17 protein-coding genes are annotated in these 19,113 nt (G+C 29.4%); all 17 read left to right on the top strand.

Translation table 11 applies throughout. From position 1 onward, the window contains the following. Nucleotides 1–2 precede the first annotated feature (2 nt). Nucleotides 3–1,166, top strand: a complete 1,164-nt coding sequence (locus AC2GW8_RS00350; protein WP_440882228.1) for a proline dehydrogenase family protein — start codon at nt 3–5, stop codon at nt 1,164–1,166. Then, complete coding sequence (locus tag AC2GW8_RS00355; RefSeq protein ID WP_440880814.1) at nt 1,166–1,471, top strand: LETM1 domain-containing protein; 306 nt, start codon at nt 1,166–1,168, stop codon at nt 1,469–1,471. Before AC2GW8_RS00350 ends, AC2GW8_RS00355 begins: the two co-directional genes overlap by 1 nt. Before the next feature lie 113 nt (nt 1,472–1,584). After that, nucleotides 1,585–3,357, top strand: coding sequence for a translational GTPase TypA (gene typA, locus AC2GW8_RS00360; protein ID WP_440880815.1), 1,773 nt, complete (start codon nt 1,585–1,587; stop codon nt 3,355–3,357). A gap of 396 nt (nt 3,358–3,753) precedes the next feature. After that, nucleotides 3,754–5,253, top strand: coding sequence for a transcriptional regulator (locus tag AC2GW8_RS00365; protein WP_440880816.1), 1,500 nt, complete (start codon nt 3,754–3,756; stop codon nt 5,251–5,253). A 271-nt stretch (nt 5,254–5,524) separates the two neighbouring features. Continuing rightward, nucleotides 5,525–6,982 (top strand): hypothetical protein, encoded by a 1,458-nt coding sequence (locus tag AC2GW8_RS00370; protein ID WP_440880817.1) that lies wholly within the window; start codon nt 5,525–5,527, stop codon nt 6,980–6,982. 393 nt (nt 6,983–7,375) lie between these two features. Further along, complete coding sequence (locus tag AC2GW8_RS00375) at nt 7,376–8,863, top strand: tetratricopeptide repeat protein (RefSeq protein ID WP_440880818.1); 1,488 nt, start codon at nt 7,376–7,378, stop codon at nt 8,861–8,863. A 284-nt stretch (nt 8,864–9,147) separates the two neighbouring features. Then, nucleotides 9,148–10,005: an ATP phosphoribosyltransferase gene (hisG, locus tag AC2GW8_RS00380; RefSeq protein WP_440880819.1), complete on the top strand. Its 858-nt coding sequence runs from the start codon at nt 9,148–9,150 to the stop codon at nt 10,003–10,005. 13 nt (nt 10,006–10,018) lie between these two features. After that, nucleotides 10,019–11,308 (top strand): histidinol dehydrogenase, encoded by a 1,290-nt coding sequence (hisD, locus tag AC2GW8_RS00385; RefSeq protein WP_440882229.1) that lies wholly within the window; start codon nt 10,019–10,021, stop codon nt 11,306–11,308. Continuing rightward, the gene (gene hisC, locus AC2GW8_RS00390; RefSeq protein WP_440880820.1) at nt 11,301–12,338 is read left to right on the top strand and encodes a histidinol-phosphate transaminase; all 1,038 of its coding nucleotides are present in this window, start codon (nt 11,301–11,303) and stop codon (nt 12,336–12,338) included. Before hisD ends, hisC begins: the two co-directional genes overlap by 8 nt. A 28-nt stretch (nt 12,339–12,366) precedes the next feature. Beyond that, a complete protein-coding gene (hisB, locus tag AC2GW8_RS00395; protein WP_440880821.1) occupies nt 12,367–13,503 on the top strand; it encodes a bifunctional histidinol-phosphatase/imidazoleglycerol-phosphate dehydratase HisB in 1,137 nt (378 codons plus the stop codon). Nucleotides 13,504–13,564: 61 nt separating this feature from the next. Further along, nucleotides 13,565–14,149, top strand: a complete 585-nt coding sequence (gene hisH, locus AC2GW8_RS00400) for an imidazole glycerol phosphate synthase subunit HisH (protein WP_440880822.1) — start codon at nt 13,565–13,567, stop codon at nt 14,147–14,149. After that, nucleotides 14,149–14,862 carry a 1-(5-phosphoribosyl)-5-[(5-phosphoribosylamino)methylideneamino]imidazole-4-carboxamide isomerase gene (gene hisA, locus AC2GW8_RS00405; protein WP_440880823.1) on the top strand — a complete coding sequence of 238 codons (714 nt, stop codon included), beginning with the start codon at nt 14,149–14,151 and terminating at the stop codon, nt 14,860–14,862. Before hisH ends, hisA begins: the two co-directional genes overlap by 1 nt. Next, nucleotides 14,856–15,614, top strand: a complete 759-nt coding sequence (hisF, locus tag AC2GW8_RS00410) for an imidazole glycerol phosphate synthase subunit HisF (RefSeq protein WP_440880824.1) — start codon at nt 14,856–14,858, stop codon at nt 15,612–15,614. Before hisA ends, hisF begins: the two co-directional genes overlap by 7 nt. After that, nucleotides 15,605–16,189 (top strand): bifunctional phosphoribosyl-AMP cyclohydrolase/phosphoribosyl-ATP diphosphatase HisIE, encoded by a 585-nt coding sequence (gene hisIE / locus AC2GW8_RS00415; protein WP_440880825.1) that lies wholly within the window; start codon nt 15,605–15,607, stop codon nt 16,187–16,189. The genes hisF and hisIE overlap by 10 nt, the downstream gene beginning before the upstream one ends. A gap of 367 nt (nt 16,190–16,556) precedes the next feature. Then, the gene (locus AC2GW8_RS00420; protein WP_440880826.1) at nt 16,557–17,495 is read left to right on the top strand and encodes a fasciclin domain-containing protein; all 939 of its coding nucleotides are present in this window, start codon (nt 16,557–16,559) and stop codon (nt 17,493–17,495) included. Nucleotides 17,496–17,753: 258 nt separating this feature from the next. Further along, nucleotides 17,754–17,921 carry a hypothetical protein gene (locus AC2GW8_RS00425; protein ID WP_440880827.1) on the top strand — a complete coding sequence of 56 codons (168 nt, stop codon included), beginning with the start codon at nt 17,754–17,756 and terminating at the stop codon, nt 17,919–17,921. A 36-nt stretch (nt 17,922–17,957) separates the two neighbouring features. Beyond that, nucleotides 17,958–19,112, top strand: coding sequence for a class I SAM-dependent methyltransferase (locus AC2GW8_RS00430; protein WP_440880828.1), 1,155 nt, complete (start codon nt 17,958–17,960; stop codon nt 19,110–19,112). Nucleotide 19,113: the final 1 nt, after the last annotated feature.

Here is a 19,113-nt window from a genome sequence, read left to right on the forward strand (position 1 = left end):
TTATGGGACTATTTGACAATACGGAAACTGCGTTTAAATTAAAATCAGATTCAGAATTAGAAAGAGCTTCTTTCTTGTTTAAAATGATTCAAAATCAACCAATGGTTAGAATTGGTACAGCTGTTACAAATTTTGCTTTAAAAGCTCATTTACCAGTAGAAGGTTTAATTAGAGCTACAGTATTTGATCATTTTTGTGGAGGTGTAACAGAAGACGATTGTTTACCCAATATAACGAAAATGTATGAAAAAGGTAATGTTCATAGTATTTTAGATTATTCTGTCGAAGGAAAAGAAGATGAAGAACAGTTTGAAAATGCTTTAAGAATGACCTTAAAGACCATTGATTTTGCAGCAGAAAAAAAATCAATACCTTTTGCAGTATTCAAACCAACTGGATTTGGGCGTTTTGCTCTTTATCAGAAGTTAACTGAGGGTAGAGAATTGAACCAACTAGAGAAAGTTGAATGGGAAAGGGTAATTGAGCGATTTCACACTGTTTGTAAGTCAGCTTCAGAAAAAAATGTACCTTTACTAATTGATGCTGAAGAAAGTTGGATGCAAAAAGCCGCAGACGATTTAGTCGAAAGTTTAATGGAGATATATAATAAAGAAAAAGCATTAGTTTTCAATACATTACAGATGTATCGTCATGATAGAATGGCATATTTGAAATCACTGCATCAAAGAGCTCATCAAAAAGGATATCACATCGGAATGAAAGTTGTTCGTGGAGCTTACATGGAAAAAGAAAGAGCCAGAGCTGAAGAGATGGGGTATGAATCTCCCATTTGTGTTGATAAAAACGCAACGGATATTAATTATAATAATGCGATTACTTACATGATGGATCATAAAAATATGGCAATTTTTGCAGGTACTCATAACGAAGAAAGTTCTTATTTATTAATGGATTTAGCAAAAAAACATAACATAGCTTCAACAGATAAACGTATGTGGTTTGGTCAATTATATGGCATGAGTGACCATATAAGTTTTAATTTGGCTAATGAAGAATATAACGTAGCGAAGTATGTTCCTTTTGGTCCAGTTAGAGATGTCATGCCCTATTTAATTAGAAGAGCAGAAGAAAATACCTCAGTTGCAGGGCAAACTTCTCGTGAATTAAACCTATTAAAAACAGAGAAAAAAAGACGAAAACTGTAATGAATACAGTTGAAGAAATAAAAGAAGCAATTCAAAAAAATAAGAAAAGGCTAGCTCTAGAACTTCAAGAAAGTAAAGAGCTAGTATTTTTAATCAAAAAATCACTTTTAACATCTTTAACTGAAAAAGAGAAAGGAAAAGTTAAAGAACAATTACTTGATATTTGTAGAGCTATTCCCGCCTTTACCGTTTTTATGCTTCCTGGGGGTGCTTTATTATTACCTTTGTTGATAAAGTTTATACCAGATATATTACCAAGTGCCTTTAGAATAGATGATTCAGAGTTAAATGATGAGGAGGAATAAACAAAAAATTATTATTGAGTTTGTTAGCTGTCAATTTAATTTTGTATCTTAAATAAAAAACTTCATATATTACATAATAATATACTATTTTTGCGCCAAATTTAAGTAGCAAAATGCAATCAATAAGAAATATCGCTATTATAGCACACGTCGACCATGGAAAAACAACTTTGGTTGATAAAATAATAGACCAGGCTAAAATTTTAGATGAGCGAAAGGAGCGTACAGATTTATTACTAGATAATAATGATCTTGAGAGAGAACGCGGAATTACTATCTTGTCAAAGAATGTATCGGTTAATTATAAGGGTGTTAAAATTAATGTAATAGATACACCTGGGCACGCCGATTTTGGTGGTGAAGTAGAGCGTGTGTTAAAAATGGCCGATGGTGTCCTTTTATTGGTTGATGCGTTTGAAGGTCCTATGCCTCAAACTCGTTTTGTTTTAGGAAAAGCAATTGAATTAGGGTTAACACCTGTTGTAGTTGTAAACAAAGTCGATAAAGAAAATTGTACTCCTGACTTGGTTCATGAAAAAGTTTTTGATTTAATGTTTGCCCTTGATGCAACTGAAGAACAACTTGAGTTCACCACCATATATGGTTCAGCTAAAAACGGCTGGATGAGTAAAAATTGGCAAGAACCAACAGAAGATATAATTCCGTTGCTAGACGCTGTTTTAGAAACTATTCCTGAAGCGCCTTATAGAGAAGGTTCTCCTCAAATGCAAATTACGTCATTGGATTATTCTTCATTTAAAGGAAGAATAGCCATTGGGCGAGTATTTAGAGGTGATTTGGAGAAAAACAAAGACTATATGCTTTGTAAGTCAGATGGGTCAACTAAAAAAGTTCGTATTAAAGAACTTCATGTTTTTGAAGGGATGGGAAAAGTTGAAGCAGATAAGGTTAGAAGTGGAGATATATGTGCTATAACGGGTATAGATGACTTCGAAATAGGTGATACGATTGCTGATTTAGAATCACCAGAAGCAATGCCAAGAATAGAGGTTGATAAACCTACTATGAGTATGCTATTTACAATTAATAATTCTCCATTTTATGGAAAAGAAGGAAAGTATGTAACTTCGCGTCATTTAAGAGATCGTCTTTATAAAGAAACTGAAAAAAACTTAGCCTTAAGAGTTGAGGATACGGATACAGAGGATAAGTTTAATGTTTTTGGTAGAGGAATTTTACACTTATCGGTACTAATTGAAACAATGAGACGTGAAGGTTATGAATTGCAAGTAGGAAGACCACAGGTAATCTTAAAAGATATAGATGGGGTAAAGAGTGAACCATACGAAACATTAGTGATTGATGTGCCAGAAGATTTAGCTAGTAAGGCAATTAATCTTGTCACTATGAGGAAGGGGGATTTGTTAGTAATGGAACCCAAAGGTGATTTGCAACACTTAGAATTTGATATACCATCAAGAGGTTTAATAGGATTAAGGAATAAATTATTAACAGCTACACAAGGAGAGGCAATTATCAATCATCGTTTAAGAGGATATGACGCCTATAAAGGCGAATTTTCTGACTTAGTAAACGGTGCAATAATATCTTCTGAAGCGGGAAAGGCTACAGCATATGCTATAGATCGTCTTCAAGATAGAGGAAGATTTTTTATTGATCCTAATCAAGAAATATATAAGGGACAGGTTGTTGGAGAAAATGCGAAGCAAGACGATTTAGCAGTTAATTTAATAAAAGGTAAAAAATTAACAAACGTAAGAGCTTCAGGCTCTGATGATGGAGTTAAAATTGCACCTAAAATAGATATGTCGCTCGAGGAGTGTATGGAGTATATTAAAGATGATGAATATTTAGAGGTAACCCCAGAAAGTTTACGTTTACGAAAAATCAATTTTGTGAAATAATTGTATATGTAATAATATCTTAAAATATTTCCTTAGTTTTACCAAGAGTTATTGACATAAAAAACCCATTATAAATGATCATTTATAATGGGTTTTTCGCTCGACATGAGCTTTTTTATAAATTTAGTAATGAGTTTTTCTATCGTAATTTTAAATCTGTAATTATATGATTTAAGTGACTTATTTATAGTGTTTTTATCCTATTTATCTATGTTAATTAACCATTTGTGTGTTATTTTTCACATTTTAAAAATTATCGTTTAATATTTTTTTTGTCGTGAAGATATTTTTGAAATAAATTATATTTGGATGGGTTTAAGCTAATATATTTATTTGTAAGTGGGTTTTCATTATTTTTTTTGTATTGATAAAGTATGTGTTTTTTGGAACAATAAAGTGAATTTACTTTTTTGTTTAATATTTTTATCTTTTAATGTTCTTGGTTTTAAAGGGGAATCAGATGTTAATGGTGATGGTGTCGTTGTAACCTATCATAAATATATTGATTCTGAGGATGAAAAATTACTCGATTCAATTTTAACAAGGTTAAGGTCTAGGAAGCTTACTTTTAAAGAAGATTCAATTAATAGTAAAATATTGTATTTAAGAGGTGTTAAAAACCTTAAGCTTTTGCGATATAAAAAAGCTATAAAATATTATTTAAAGGCATATGAATTGGCTGAGAATTATGAGGATTGTCTTTTATTGGGGTTGGTTAAAAATGATTTAGGAGTTATTTCCTCAAAAATGAATGAGGATGCTACAATTACTGAAGTTTATTATAAAGAGGCCATTGATTATTTTAAAAAATCAGATAGAAAAGTTCAAGAATTAGATACATATTATAATTTAACGATATTAAATAAGAAGAATAAAAACTGTAAAAATGTTCTTGAATACTCAGAATTATGTATAAACTTAATAAAAAAAACAAAAAAAAGATCTGATTTATTGAATACACTTTATGTTATTAAAGCAGATTGTTATATTGCAACAAAAGATTTTGAAAATGCTAAGAGATCATTTATATCTGCAGATAGTTTTATAGTGAATACAGGACCTGAAAGATTCTTATACTTTTTGAAGTATGCAAAGTTTTTAGAATCAAATAGAGAGTTTAGTAAAGCTAATACTCTTTATAAAAAGGTAGTTTCTTTAAAAAGTGAACAAAATAAAGAGAATGAAAGAAACTTAAAAGAAGCTTTTGAAAGAGAACTAAGCTTAGAAAATAAACTAAAAAAAGATAATCAAATAATAATTAATTCGCAAAGAAAAATATTATACTTGAGTAGTGTAATTATAGTTGTATTAGTTTTATCTTTAATTTCAGTTTTTTATTTAAGAAAAAAAAATAGAGAAAGAAATAAAAGCATATTTCATTTAAATGAGAAATTAAAAAAATTAATAGCTAATCTAGAAGACAAAAATAAAAAACTAGAAAACAATAAAAATGAAATAGAACAACTCTTAAAACTAAACGAACAAGCTTTGTTTTCACGTATTCTTAAAATTTCAACATATAATGATACCCTTAATAAAATAATCGAGCAAATAGATTCTTTTTATGACAACAATTCATTTAAATCTTCCTTTCTTGCTACTATTAGAAGTAAACTTATTAGTTTGGTTTGCGAAGAAGAATTATGGAAAGATTTCAAAGTTCAATTTGAAAAAATTCGTCCAAGTTTTTTTACTAAATTAAAAGAGATAGCGCCTAATTTATCTGTTAATGATTTAAAGCACTGCACCTATATTGTTTCAAATTTAAAAAGTAAAGAAGTAGCTCAATTAATCAATGTTTCTCCTAGAAGCGTTGAAACAGCCAGGTATCGAGTTAAAAAGAAAATAGGTCTTGATAAGGAAGAAAATTTATACGATTTTTTAAGCAATCTTTAAATTCTTTCAAAATTTTAGCGAATCAATACCTATTTTTTCGCTATGTTACTAAATTGTTATTTTTATAAAAAAAAACATATATATAATGATAATCATTAATTTTGTGATTCTATTTTATGTTTTTTTTGTTAAAAATATAATTTTTAAGGTTAAGTGTTTTTATATTATGACTAGAAGATTTACTTTTAAATTTATCTTATCATTTCTTTGTTTATTTTTTTATGATATTAATGTATTTTCATTCATACAGGATAAAAATGGGGCAATCAGTGTGGAGAATTATCAAAATAAGGTTATTGATATTTTTAATAATTTTAAAGAGACAGAGGATACTTCAGATATTGAGGTTTTACGTAAGTTCTTGAAAAAAAATAACGAACTTAAATTAACAGATACTATAAATAGTTATATTTTATATCTAAACGGTGTTTATGAAGCAATAACGCTACATAGGTATAAAGAGGCTGATAAAATTCTAGAAGAATCCTATAAGCTTGCAGTCAAAACTGAAAACAAGTTGCTACAAGGTTATATATTTAATGATAGAGCTGTTCTAATCAATTATATATATAAAAACTACGAAAAGTCAGATTTGTTATATCGAAAAGCAATAGAGTGTTTTGAAAAAGTCAATAATAAAAACAAGTTGATTGAAATATATTATAATTTGACAGTTAATTCTAGGGAGTTGCAAAACTATAAAAAGGCATTGAAGTATGCTGAAACTTGTCTGAATCTTATCGGTGATAATGAAGAGTTATTAATTTATTATAAGAGACTTTATTACTTAATAGCAGATACCTATATAAAATTAAATAAATATAAAAGAGCCGAATATTATATTAATATTCTAGAAAAAAAATTGCAAAAAAGTAATCATAAAAACAAAGAAAGAACATATGCTTGGTATTATGAAGCAAAAGCTAATTTAAATGCTTCAAAAGGAGAAAACAAACTTGCTGTTGATGATTTAAAAAAAGCGATTCTTTCATGGAGAAAGTTAAGTAGTTTTAATATCAAATCAATTGAAGAATCTTACAAGAGAGAATTAGACTTAGAACAAAAACTACGAATAGAAAACAAAAAGACGATAAAAAATCAAAAAAAAATTCTTTTAGTTGGTCTAACAGCAATAGTATTACTTTTCATGATCATTTTTTTATTGATTCTTTTTTTTAAAAAAAATAGCCGAAAAAATAATCAAATAACAGAGTTAAATAAGGAATTAAATAGTTTAATTATAGATTTAAAAAACAATAATATTAAATTAAATAAAAAAAATAGGGAGATTGAAGATTTACTTAAATTAAATGAAAAAACGCTCTTTTCTCGTGTTCTAAAAATTTCAACATATACAGATACAATTAGGAAAATTAGTTTAGAAATTGATGATTATATGAATAAGAACTCTTCTGCTTCTTCTTATGTTATGAAAATTAGAAATAAATTAGAATTATTAATTTCAGAAGATGAATTATGGGAAGACTTTAAGTTTCAGTTTGAAAAAATTAGACCAGATTTTTTTGATAAAGTAAAAAAGTTAGCTCCTGATTTATCGGTAAATGACTTAAAGCACTGTACTTATATTGTATCAAATTTGAAAAGTAAAGAAGTTGCTCAACTAATAAATATATCACCAAGAAGTGTTGATACAACAAGATATAGAATCAAAAAAAAAATAGGACTAAATAAAGATGAAAGTTTATATGATTTTTTATCGAGTTTATGAATTATTTCTTTAGAACATCTTTCTTATAAAACAAGATCAACAATTATGAAATTGAGCTTTATTTGAAATAATATCAAAAAATAATAATTAAATAAATAAGTGATAAAAAATATTTAAACAAGAATTCTTATTCATCATACATCTTTTATGATGTAATAACTAACTGAAGAAAGATCATGGTTAATCGTCGAAAAAAAAAAGAATTTAAATATAAAATTATTTCTTTCAGGAAATATCCATGAACTTAAGTTATAGTTAATTTATTTTCAATTAAGTAAATATGTAAATTAGAAGAGAAAAAATATTAATAATTCAGTTTTACACAAAAAAAGAAACAAAGTGCGTAAAATTAACTTTTTAAATAAGTGTTTGATTATATATTTCTTTATTCTGATGAAGAGTATAGTCCTTGGAGCTACAGCAGATAAGGGAAAAACAAAAAGTCTAAGTAGTGATGATAAAATTTTAACAGCCTTTTATTCATTCCAAAAAACAGAGGATACGAGGATTCTTGATACTCTTTTTAGATATATAAAGATTAATAACATTAATGTAAAAGAAGATTCTATTAAAAGTAAATTATATTATTTACGAGGAGTCTGTTGTTATATGAATAAAAATTTTGAAAAGTCTGGTTTTTTTTTTAACAAAGCGTTGACTTTAATTCAAAATTCAAAAGATCATTTTTTTTTAGGATTAGTTAATAATGCTGTTGGAGCCAATGAGGTCTTAAAAAATAAAAATTTTTTAAAGGCCAGAGATTATTATAAAAAAGCACTATTCCATTTAGAAAAAACAAAACAAAAGCAGCATATAATTGATACTTACTATAATCTTTTTATGAATTCAAGAGATCTTTGTCAATGGGAATCATCAATAAAATATGTGATGTCTTGTCTCGATTTAATGAAAGAGATTAAATCGGAAAGAAATATAGTTAGAATTTACGCTCGAACAGGAGATAGTTATGTTAAATTGGGAGATTATGCTAATGCAGTTTCTTATTTTAAAAAAGCAGAGCAGTTTCTTGATGAAAATAATCTTTTTGATAATAGTTTAATTAATTATGTTTATGGTGAGTATTATTCTGCTCGAAATAAATTTAAAAAGGCATCAAACTATTTTAAAAAGTCTCGAAATATTAGTGTTAAAATGCACTTTAAGCAACAGGCACTATTAAGTAAATCTTTTGCTAAAGAATTAGACTTAGAAAGTAAACTTAAAAAGGATAAAGAAATCATAATAAAAGCACAAAGAAGGTCCATGTTTTTAGGAAGTATTTCGTTGATTTTTTTGGTTTTACTTGTTTCTGTTTTATTTTTCAATTCAAAAAGAGACAGGAAGAAAAAAAGAGAAATAATAGATTTGAATAAAAAATTAAGTTCGTTAATAGTGGAAATGAAAGAGAAAAATATTTTATTGAAAGACAAAAAAAGCGAAATTGAAAATTTATTGAAATTAAATGAGCAATCTTTATTTTCAAGAGTTTTAAAAATTTCAACATATAACGATAATATACGAAATATAAGTAAGGATATTGATGCCTATGTAGACACTAATTCTTCTGCTTCCAAATATTTAATAGGCATTAAAAAAAAGCTTAATATTCTTATTTCTGAAGAAGAGTTATGGGATGATTTTAAAGTTCAATTTGAAAAAAACCGTCCAGAGTTCTTTGAAAAGTTAAAAAATGTAGCACCCGATTTATCTGTAAATGATTTAAAACACTGTACTTATATTGTATCAAATTTGAAAAGTAAAGAGGTTGCACAAATGATAAATGTATCTCCAAGAAGCGTTGAAACAACAAGGTATAGGATAAAGAAAAAAATAGGGTTGGACAAAGAAGATAGTTTATACAATTTATTAAATAACTTGTAAATAGAGTGTTATTTTTCAAAAAAGAATATTTTTTAATAGAACCAAATAATTATTTGGTAATTAAAATAATTTTTAGAATATTTGCTTAATAATTTTAAATAGAATGAATTTTATTCAATTACATCACCATCATTTTCATACTTGCACTCAGGCGAGCTGAAAATGTATTGAATAAAAATTAAAATATATTTTAACCCGTTTGAGTAAATCAAACGGGTTTTTTATTTCTATACTATCAAGAAATAAACTTTCCAAGAAGATTTACTCAAACAAAAAAAACTAAAATGAGTAAATTAAAAATAGCCATACAGAAATCAGGAAGATTAAATCAAGATTCTCTACAAATTTTGAAGGACTGTGGTATTTCAATTGACAATGGAAAGGATCAGCTTAAAGCTTCTTCTAGCAATTTCCCACTTGAAGTTTTTTATTTAAGAAACGGCGATATTCCTCAGTATTTGAAGGATGGAGTTGTTGATATTGCCATTATTGGTGAAAACTTATTGATAGAAAAGGGTGAAGAAATCAACTTTATTGAAAAGCTCGGTTTCTCAAAATGTAAAGTCTCCTTAGCAATTCCAAAAGGTGAAGTTTATGACGGGATACAATATTTTCAAGGAAAGAAAATAGCAACTTCATACCCGAAAACGGTAAGTGATTATTTAAGTGAAAACAGTATTGATGCACAATTGCACATTATTAATGGATCGGTTGAGATAGCTCCTAACATAGGTTTAGCAGGTGGTATTTGCGATATAGTTTCAAGTGGTTCTACACTATTCAAAAACAATTTAAAAGAAGTAGAAGTAATTTTAAAATCTGAAGCGGTTTTGGCGGTTTCTCCAAAAATTGAAAGCTCAAAACAAGAAATACTTGATAAGCTTCAATTTAGATTACAGTCTGTTTTAAAAGGACGACAATCGAGATATGTTTTATTGAATGCACCAAATGATAAATTGGAAGAGATAATCAATATTCTTCCTGGAATGAGGAGTCCGACAGTATTACCTTTAGCTGAAAAAGGCTGGAGTTCAGTACACTCAGTGCTTAATAAGAATGAATTTTGGGAAATAATAGACGAATTAAAAAAGTCGGGAGCAGAAGGTATTTTAGTGTGTCCAATTGAAAAAATGGTGATGTAATATGGACAATCTAATGAATATAATTACAAATCCAGATAAAAGCTCTCTTCAAAGTTTAACAAAAAGAGTGCTACTAAATAATGAAGGTTTAACCGAAAAGGTTCAAAGTGTTTTATCGAAAGTTAAAATAAAAGGAGATACAGCTATTAAAGAGTATACAAAGCAATTTGATGGTGTTGTTCTTGATGGTCTTTTGGTTTCAAATGAAGAATTAATTGAAGCTGAAAACTTGGTAGAGAATTGTTTAAAAGAAGCAATTAAGTTGGCACAATCAAATATATTGAAGTTTCATACTTCGCAAATAAGTGAAGAAAGCATTGTTGAAACAACAGAAGGAGTCAATTGCTGGAGAAAAAGTGTTCCTGTAGAAAAGGTAGGATTATACATTCCTGGAGGATCAGCTCCTTTATTCTCAACAATTTTAATGCTAGGTGTACCAGCGAAATTAGCCGGATGTGAAGAAATTATCCTTTGTACTCCACCAAATAAAGAAGGAAAGGTTAATCCGGTGATTTTATACACAGCCTCTTTGGTTGGTGTTACAAAAATTTTCAAAATAGGAGGTGCACAGGCAATAGCAGCAATGGCTTTTGGAACAGAAACGATTCCCAATGTATATAAAATTTTAGGGCCAGGAAATCAGTTTGTAACAAAGGCAAAGGAGTTGGTTCAACAAAAAGGAGTGGCCATTGATATGCCAGCAGGCCCTAGTGAAGTTTTGGTTATTGCTGACGAAACGGCGAATCCTGAATATGTGGCAGCGGACTTACTATCACAGGCAGAACACGGACCAGATAGTCAGGCTTTGTTGGTTACAATTAACGAGAATTTAGCCAAAGACGTGGTAGAAGAAGTTCAAAAACAATTAAATCAGTTACCAAGAAAGGAAATAGCTGAGAAAGCTATAGCAAACAGCTTTGTTTTGGTTTTAGAAAATGAGGAAGAATGTCTTGAATTTAGCAATAAATATGCCCCTGAACACTTAATTATTGCTTCAGATAGTCCAGAGAAATTCATTGGAGGAATTGTGAATGCAGGTTCAGTCTTCTTGGGAAATTATAGCTGTGAAAGTGCTGGAGATTATGCTAGTGGAACAAACCATACTTTGCCAACAAATGGATTTGCAAGAAATTATAGCGGAGTTTCTTTAGATAGCTTTGTGAAGAAAATTACTTTTCAAAAAGTAACGAAAACAGGAATTAAAAATATAGGAAATGCCATTGAATTAATGGCAAGTGCAGAAGGTTTAGAAGCGCACAAAAATGCTATAACTGTAAGACTAAAAGATATTGAAAATGTTTAAGTTGAATTCATTAATACGACCCAACATAGTAAAGCTAGAAGTATATTCTTCTGCTCGAAATGAGTTTAAAGGAGAAGCAAAAGTATTTCTAGATGCCAATGAGAATCCTTTTGGAGAATTGAATAGATATCCTGATCCGAATCAGTCAGAAATAAAGAAAGAACTTTCAAAAATTAAAAAAGTAGATAACAACCAAGTGTTTATTGGTAATGGAAGCGATGAAGTTATTGATTTAGTTTTTCGAATTTTTTGTGAGCCAGGAGTAGATAAGGCACTAACATTTTCACCAACTTATGGTATGTATGATGTTTCCGCTTCAATTAATAATGTGGAATTAATTAAAGTTCCATTAGATGAAAATTTTGAAATTGATACGAATGCTTTGAATTCGCATATCGATAATGAAAACTTAAAACTTATTTTTATTTGTTCTCCAAATAACCCAACAGGGAATTGTTTTGATAAGTCTTCAGTTGATTACATATTAAATAATTTCAAAGGTATTGTGATAATTGACGAGGCGTACATAGATTTTAGCTTAGAAGAATCTTATACTTCTAAAGTAAACAATTATCCTAACTTAATAGTTTGTCAAACATTTAGTAAGGCTTGGGGATTGGCAGGTGTAAGAGTAGGAGTAGCATACTCGAATGCTAATATCATTGATTGGTTTAAGAAAGTAAAACCTCCATATAATGTGAGTACCTTAAATCAACAAGCAGTTTTAGAAAGATTAGATAATAAGGTACAATTCGAAATAGAAAAGAATCTTATTCTTAATGAAAAGGAGAAGCTTATAAAACGATTTGAAGCGTTGGATATGGTAAAGAAAATATATCCTTCACAAGCTAATTTTATATTGATTGAAGTAGTTAATGCAAATGAAATCTATCAAATTTTGGTAGCTCAAAAAATTATTACCAGAAACAGGAATAAGGTGGTTAGAAATTGTTTACGGATTACTGTGGGTAGCAAAGAAGAAAATGATCAACTAATCAATGCTATGAAATTATTAGTAAAAAAACAATAACTGCAAAAACTTAATATAACTCAGAAAGATGAAAAGAGTATTATTTATAGATAGAGACGGAACATTAATCAAGGAACCAGCTGATGAACAAGTAGATTCGTTTGAGAAATTGGTTTTCTACCCTAAAGTGTTTCAAGGCTTAGGTAGAATAGCCAAAGAGTTAGATTTTGAGCTTGTATTAGTCACCAATCAAGATGGATTGGGTACTGAAGTTTATCCAGAAAATACATTTTGGCCTGTTCAAAACTTTGTAATGAATACACTTAAAGAGGAAGGTATTGTATTCACCAATGAAATAATTGATAGAACTTTTGCAAAAGATAATCAACCGACTCGAAAGCCTAATACTGGGTTGTTAACAAAATATTTTTCCGATGAGTATGATTTGGCGAATTCATTTGTTATCGGAGATCGATTGACAGATGTCGAATTGGCCAAGAATTTAAATGCAAAAGCAATCTATATTAATGATGAAACTTATTTTGGTTCTGATGAAATTACAGTAAAACGAAAAGAATTAGATAGAGTCATAGCGTTGGAAAGTAATGATTGGAATGCAATTTATGAATTTTTGAAATTAGAAGACAGAAGTGCTGAAATTACAAGAAACACAAACGAAACAAAAATAAGTATCCAGTTAAATTTAGATGGTACTGGTAAGAGTAATATTAATACTGGAATTGGATTTTTTGATCATATGTTGGATCAAATAGCTCGTCATGGACAAATGGATTTAGATATTAAAGTTATCGGAGATTTAGAAGTAGATGAGCACCATACAATTGAAGATACCGCTATAGCTTTAGGAGAAGTTTTTTCAAAAGCTTTAGGTAGAAAGTTAGGTGTTGAACGCTATGGTTTTTGTTTACCAATGGATGATTGTTTAGCGCAAGTGGCAATTGATTTTGGAGGTAGAAGCTGGTTGGTTTGGGAAGCTCAATTTAAAAGAGAAATGATTGGTAAAATGCCTACAGAAATGTTTTATCACTTTTTCAAATCCTTCACAGATGGCGCAAAATGCAATCTAAACATTAAGGCTGAAGGAACAAACGAACACCATAAAATAGAAGCGATATTCAAGTCTTTTGCAAAAGCTATTAAGGTAGCTGTGAAAAGAGATACTGATAAAATGATATTACCATCAACGAAAGGTGTGTTATATTAATCAATGGTTGTCAATAATCAATAAATAATTTTAACTAATAACTGATAACTGATAATTGAAAATGATAGTGATAATAAAATATAATGCCGGAAATATAAGATCTGTCCAAAATGCGCTTTTAAGATTAGGATATAAAAGTGTTATTACAGATAATCATGCTGAGATCTCAAAAGCAGATAAAGTTATATTTCCCGGTGTGGGTGAAGCAAGTTCCGCAATGGCCTATTTGAGAGAAAAGCAATTGGATACGTTGATTGTTTCTTTAAAACAACCTGTATTGGGTATTTGTCTTGGTTTACAACTTTTATGTAAAGATTCGGAAGAGGGAAATACAAAATGTTTAGGTGTGTTTAATACTTCTACCAAGCGTTTCCCCCCAGAAGATAAAGTCCCTCATATGGGATGGAATAATTTTAAAATGAGTGCGAAATCTGATTTATTTAAAGAAATGCCATCAGAGAATGACGTGTATTATGTACATGGATATTATGCAGAAGTATGTGATGATACTATTGCAACTGGCGATTATATAAAGCCTTTTAGTTCCATTATGAAAAAGGGGAATTTTTACGCTATGCAATTCCATCCAGAAAAATCAGCAAATGTAGGAGAAAAACTATTAAAGAACTTTTTAGAAATTAAATAATGAGAATTATACCAGCAATTGACATTATAGACGGAAAGTGTGTACGCTTAACTAAAGGGGATTATAATACTAAAAAAGTGTATAATGAAAACCCCGTTGAAATCGCCAAGGAGTTTGAAGATAATGGAATTCAGTATTTACATTTAGTAGATTTAGATGGAGCGAAATCTAGTCATATTGTAAATCACAAAGTATTAGAGGCAATCGCATCCAAAACGAGATTAATCATAGATTTTGGCGGAGGATTAAAATCTGAAGAAGATGCACAAATCGCATTTGAAAGCGGAGCGAGCCAAATAACAGGAGGTAGCATTGCCGTGAAATATCCTGATATTTTTATGAACTGGATCAACCTTTATGGAAGTGAGAAAATAATTCTGGGAGCAGATTGTATTGATAGAAAGATAGCAACACACGGTTGGCTTGAGAAATCTGAGCTAGATGTTATTGATTTTATAAAGAAATATAAATCGAAAGGAGTTAAGAACTGTATTTGTACTGATGTAGCTAAAGATGGAATGTTGCAAGGTACTTCGGTTAAATTGTATAAGGAGATAAACAAAGAAACGAAAGTTAATTTAATAGCTAGTGGTGGAGTTGCAAACATGAATGACCTTTATGAATTGAAAGAAATAGGCTGTAGTGGAGCTATTTTGGGAAAAGCTATTTACGAAGGGAAAATAACATTAAAAGAACTACAAGAATTATGCTAAAAAAGAGAATTATTCCTTGTTTGGATATCAAGAATGGGCGAACGGTTAAAGGTGTAAACTTTATGGATATTCGTGATGCAGGAGATCCTATTGAATTGGCCAAACGGTATGTATTGCAAGGCGCTGATGAATTAGTGTTTTTAGATATCACAGCAACCTTAGAAAATAGAAAAACCTTAGTAAATCTTGTGGAAAGAATAGCGAAGGAAATTAATATTCCGTTTACAGTAGGGGGAGGTATAAGTTCTGTTGATGATGCGTTAGTATTAATTAAAGCGGGCGCAGATAAAATAAGTATTAATTCTTCCGCAGTTAAGAATCCTCAGTTAATAGTCGATTTAAAGGAACGATTTGGAAGTCAGTTTGTCGTTGTAGCAATTGATACTAAAAATGTTGACGGTGTTTGGAAGGTGTTTACAAAAGGAGGAACTTTTGAAACAGATTTAAAAACTTTAGACTGGGCAAAAGAGGTAGAAGATTTAGGAGCAGGTGAAATATTGCTAACTTCAATGAGTAGTGACGGAACCAAAGATGGTTTTGATATAGAAGTTACTAAGGCAGTAAGTACTTCGGTAAATATTCCAGTGATAGCTTCCGGAGGGGCAGGTAAGGTTGAGCATTTTGATGAAGTGTTTATAAAAACAGAAGCGAGTGCGGGTTTGGCTGCTAGTATTTTTCACTTTGGAGAAATACCCATACCGACATTAAAAAAAGAATTGAAACAAAAAAATATTCCCATACGATGCATATAGATTTTTTAAAAGTAAATGGCTTAGTTCCAGTAATCATTCAAGATGAAGTCACTTTACAGGTATTAATGCTTGGCTATATGAATGAAGAAGCATTTGAAAAAACACAAAAAGAAGGAGTGGTTACTTTTTATAGCCGGACAAAAGAACGTTTATGGACGAAAGGAGAAACTTCAGGTAACTTTTTGTATGTAAAAAAAATTCAAATAGATTGTGATAAAGACACTTTATTAATTCAAGTTACACCGAAAGGTCCAACATGTCACAAAGGAATAACAAGTTGTTTCGGGGAAGAAGTGAATAAAGGTTTTTTATATAAACTAGAAGAAATTATTCACGACAGAATAGATAATAATATTGAAGAATCTTATACAAATAAACTTTATAAAAGAGGTATTAATAAGGTGGCTCAGAAGGTAGGTGAAGAAGCAGTGGAATTAGTTATTGAATCCAAAGACGACAATGATGAGCTCTTTAAAAATGAAGCAGCTGATTTGTTATACCATTATCTACTACTATTAAAATCTAAGGGTATGAGATTAAATGACATTGAAGAGGTTCTGAAGGCTAGAAATTAAAATATTTTGGATTTAAACTACTATATAAGCTTTGGGTGTTTTTGTTGTAAAAATATAAAATTATAGTTGTAACACATATAGTAAATTAGTTTACAGATATTTTAAAAGCAGTAAAATTCAGAGATAACTTTTTATTAAGAGCCATTCGCTATTGTTTTTTTGTTTAATTTTTTTAACATTTTGTTAAACAAATTTTGTTTAAATTTGTTTGAATCAGTTTTTTAGGTTGTGATGATTTTTTAAATGAAGTACAACTTTACTGTAGTTTGAATAAAAATAAACAAAGTCTGAACTAACCGAATATAGACTCAAAAAAAGAAGTAGGTATAATTTAAAACAATTAGCAATGTTAACTAATAATTTAAAAATGATTGTGATACTTGGATTGGTAGTTTTTTCAACATTTATTTCATGTGATGATTCTGATGATGATTCAGTTGTTCTAATGCCAAAGAATATTGTAGAATTAGCTTCTGCTTCAACTGATTTAAGTTCGCTAGTAGCGGCTATACAAAAAGCAGGGTTAGTAGAAACCCTCTCTGCAGATGGTACACTAACGGTTTTTGCTCCAACTAATGCGGCTTTTCAGTCTTTATTAGATTCTAATAGTGATTGGAATTCATTAGAAGACATTCCAATGGACTTGTTAACAAATGTTCTTAAGTTTCACGTGTTAGATCAAAAAGTGACCTCTGATGATTTATCTGATTCCTATGTCAAAACATTGGCTGTTGGTCCAAATGAAGAGAGTTTATCTTTACAAATTGAAACTACTGAAGCCATTGAATTTAATGGAGATTCAAAACCAATTACTGCTAATTTAGAAGCAAAGAATGGTATTGTTCACATAATAGATAAAGTAATGTTGCCTCCAAATGTTGTTACCACAGCAATTAATAATTCAAACTTTTCAATGCTTGTAGCAGCTTTAACAGATAGTAGACATGCAACAGATTTTGCATCTATTTTAAATGGAGATGGTCCGTTTACTATTTTTGCTCCAACTAATGATGCTTTTCAGGTATTGCTAGATAGTAATTCAGCGTGGAGCAGTTTGACAGATATACCAATTGAAACTTTAGATACCGTTTTAAAGTATCATGTTGTAAATGCTGCTAATGTTCAATCTAAGCAACTTCAAGATAATCAAGAAATAAAAATGTTTAGTTCTGATAAAATTACTGTTGATTTGACAAATGGAACTAAATTGAAAACTTCAAGTGGTCAAATAGTTACTATAAGTGCAACGGATATTCAGGGTATCAACGGAGTAATTCACGTCGTAGATGCCGTTTTACTTCCATAACTTTAATAATCTTAACTTTTTTACTTCAAATATCGGTGTAATTTTGTTGTTATGCCGATTTTACTTCTTTTAGAAAAAGCTTTTGAAATTTATTATATTTCTAAGATCTTAGTTTGTTACCTCTTTTAAGTATACTTCTACTAAAAAGAATTTTTAACATCGGTGTATTAGTAATATTTTAGAAAATTATGAATAGTATTTTGCTTGCATACTTCTTTTGAACGTTATTTCTTTAGTTAAGACTAAAGATTTATAAGTATGAAATTATTACTAAAACAAAAAGAGATTCTTTTCAGAAAAGAAGACATGACTTTCATCGCTATGGAAATATACAAACATAATTTTTATATTACCATAGAAACTGGAGTTTTTTGGAGCATGCTTGTTTTTAGATTGCTTATTTTTGCTATGTATGAATATGCTTAATTAAACATGCATAAACAATGATTAAAAGTTAAAGATTTGAAAGAAGCATTACAGAAACTATTTATAGGGCTAAAAGAAAGTTATACGAATGATAGCTTTGTAAAACTTACTCTGAGTAAAGTTACTAAAAAAGGGAATAAATTAGCGAATGTATATGTAAGAAAGGTCAGGATAAAAGAGGGACCTTGTTTACAATTCTTATATAGATACTTAACCAATGATCAAGTTAAAAATTATTCATTGGAAGAAAGTATTGAAGAGTTGGAGCTCCTTTTAACAGAGAACTTTAAAGCGGTAACCTTATTTACTTTATCGAACGATTTAATAGTTTTAATATCAAAGAAGAAAAAGGTTAGTTATAAAAGGACTAAGCCTACTTTAACCATTAAACCCTCAGAAATCCATGATAAACCTAAAGAAAGATTAGCTTCAGGAAAGTATTTGCAACTACTGGGAGTTTTGGATAAAGAAGCTATGGTGATTCCTAAAATGGCTGATAAGTATCGTCAGATAAACAAATACTTGGAAATTATAGAAGTTCAGTTGAAATCCGTGAAACTTCCCAAAACTATCCATATTGTAGATATGGGATCAGGAAAAGGATATTTAACTTTTGCTCTATATGATTACTTAGTGAATAGGTGTAAATATAAGGTAACCATAACAGGTATTGAGTTGCGTAATAATCTTGTAAATTACTGTAATGATGTAGCTAAAAAATGTGGCTTTTCTAATTTAAAGTTTGTAGCCCAACCAATTCAGGAATATGACAACGATAAAATAGATATTTTAATCGCGTTACACGCTTGTGATACGGCCACGGATGATGCTATTTTTAAAGGACTGTCAGCTAAATCAGAGCTGATTATTTGTGCTCCTTGTTGTCACAAGCAAGTTAGGCAACAAGTGAAAGGAAAAGAGCAAAATAGTCCAATTTTAAAATATGGAATTTTTAAGGAACGTCATTTTGAAATGGTTACAGATACGATTCGAGCATTAATTATGGAGAAATATAATTACAGTACAAAAGTATTTGAATTTGTTAGTAATGAACATACAAGAAAGAATATTATGTTAATTGGTTCTAAGTCTATAAAAAAAATAAATGCTAGTTTATTAGATGAAAAAATTCATGAGTTAAAGAGTTCTTACCAAATAGACGAGCATTACCTAGAAAGTTTAATTTCTTAGC

The organism is Tenacibaculum profundi (genome assembly GCF_057162725.1).

What these genes read in the sequence shown, in the direction of transcription:
- hisB (WP_440880821.1), top strand. Translation starts at nt 12,367, where the DNA reads ATGAAAAGAGTATTATTTATAGATAGAGACGGAACATTAATCAAGGAA.
- hisF (WP_440880824.1), top strand. Translation starts at nt 14,856, where the DNA reads ATGCTAAAAAAGAGAATTATTCCTTGTTTGGATATCAAGAATGGGCGA.
- hisIE (WP_440880825.1), top strand. Translation starts at nt 15,605, where the DNA reads ATGCATATAGATTTTTTAAAAGTAAATGGCTTAGTTCCAGTAATCATT.
- AC2GW8_RS00420 (WP_440880826.1), top strand. Translation starts at nt 16,557, where the DNA reads ATGATTGTGATACTTGGATTGGTAGTTTTTTCAACATTTATTTCATGT.
- AC2GW8_RS00350 (WP_440882228.1), top strand. Translation starts at nt 3, where the DNA reads ATGGGACTATTTGACAATACGGAAACTGCGTTTAAATTAAAATCAGAT.
- hisH (WP_440880822.1), top strand. Translation starts at nt 13,565, where the DNA reads ATGATAGTGATAATAAAATATAATGCCGGAAATATAAGATCTGTCCAA.
- typA (WP_440880815.1), top strand. Translation starts at nt 1,585, where the DNA reads ATGCAATCAATAAGAAATATCGCTATTATAGCACACGTCGACCATGGA.
- hisC (WP_440880820.1), top strand. Translation starts at nt 11,301, where the DNA reads ATGTTTAAGTTGAATTCATTAATACGACCCAACATAGTAAAGCTAGAA.
- hisD (WP_440882229.1), top strand. Translation starts at nt 10,019, where the DNA reads ATGAATATAATTACAAATCCAGATAAAAGCTCTCTTCAAAGTTTAACA.
- hisA (WP_440880823.1), top strand. Translation starts at nt 14,149, where the DNA reads ATGAGAATTATACCAGCAATTGACATTATAGACGGAAAGTGTGTACGC.
- AC2GW8_RS00375 (WP_440880818.1), top strand. Translation starts at nt 7,376, where the DNA reads ATGAAGAGTATAGTCCTTGGAGCTACAGCAGATAAGGGAAAAACAAAA.
- AC2GW8_RS00355 (WP_440880814.1), top strand. Translation starts at nt 1,166, where the DNA reads ATGAATACAGTTGAAGAAATAAAAGAAGCAATTCAAAAAAATAAGAAA.
- hisG (WP_440880819.1), top strand. Translation starts at nt 9,148, where the DNA reads ATGAGTAAATTAAAAATAGCCATACAGAAATCAGGAAGATTAAATCAA.
- AC2GW8_RS00425 (WP_440880827.1), top strand. Translation starts at nt 17,754, where the DNA reads ATGAAATTATTACTAAAACAAAAAGAGATTCTTTTCAGAAAAGAAGAC.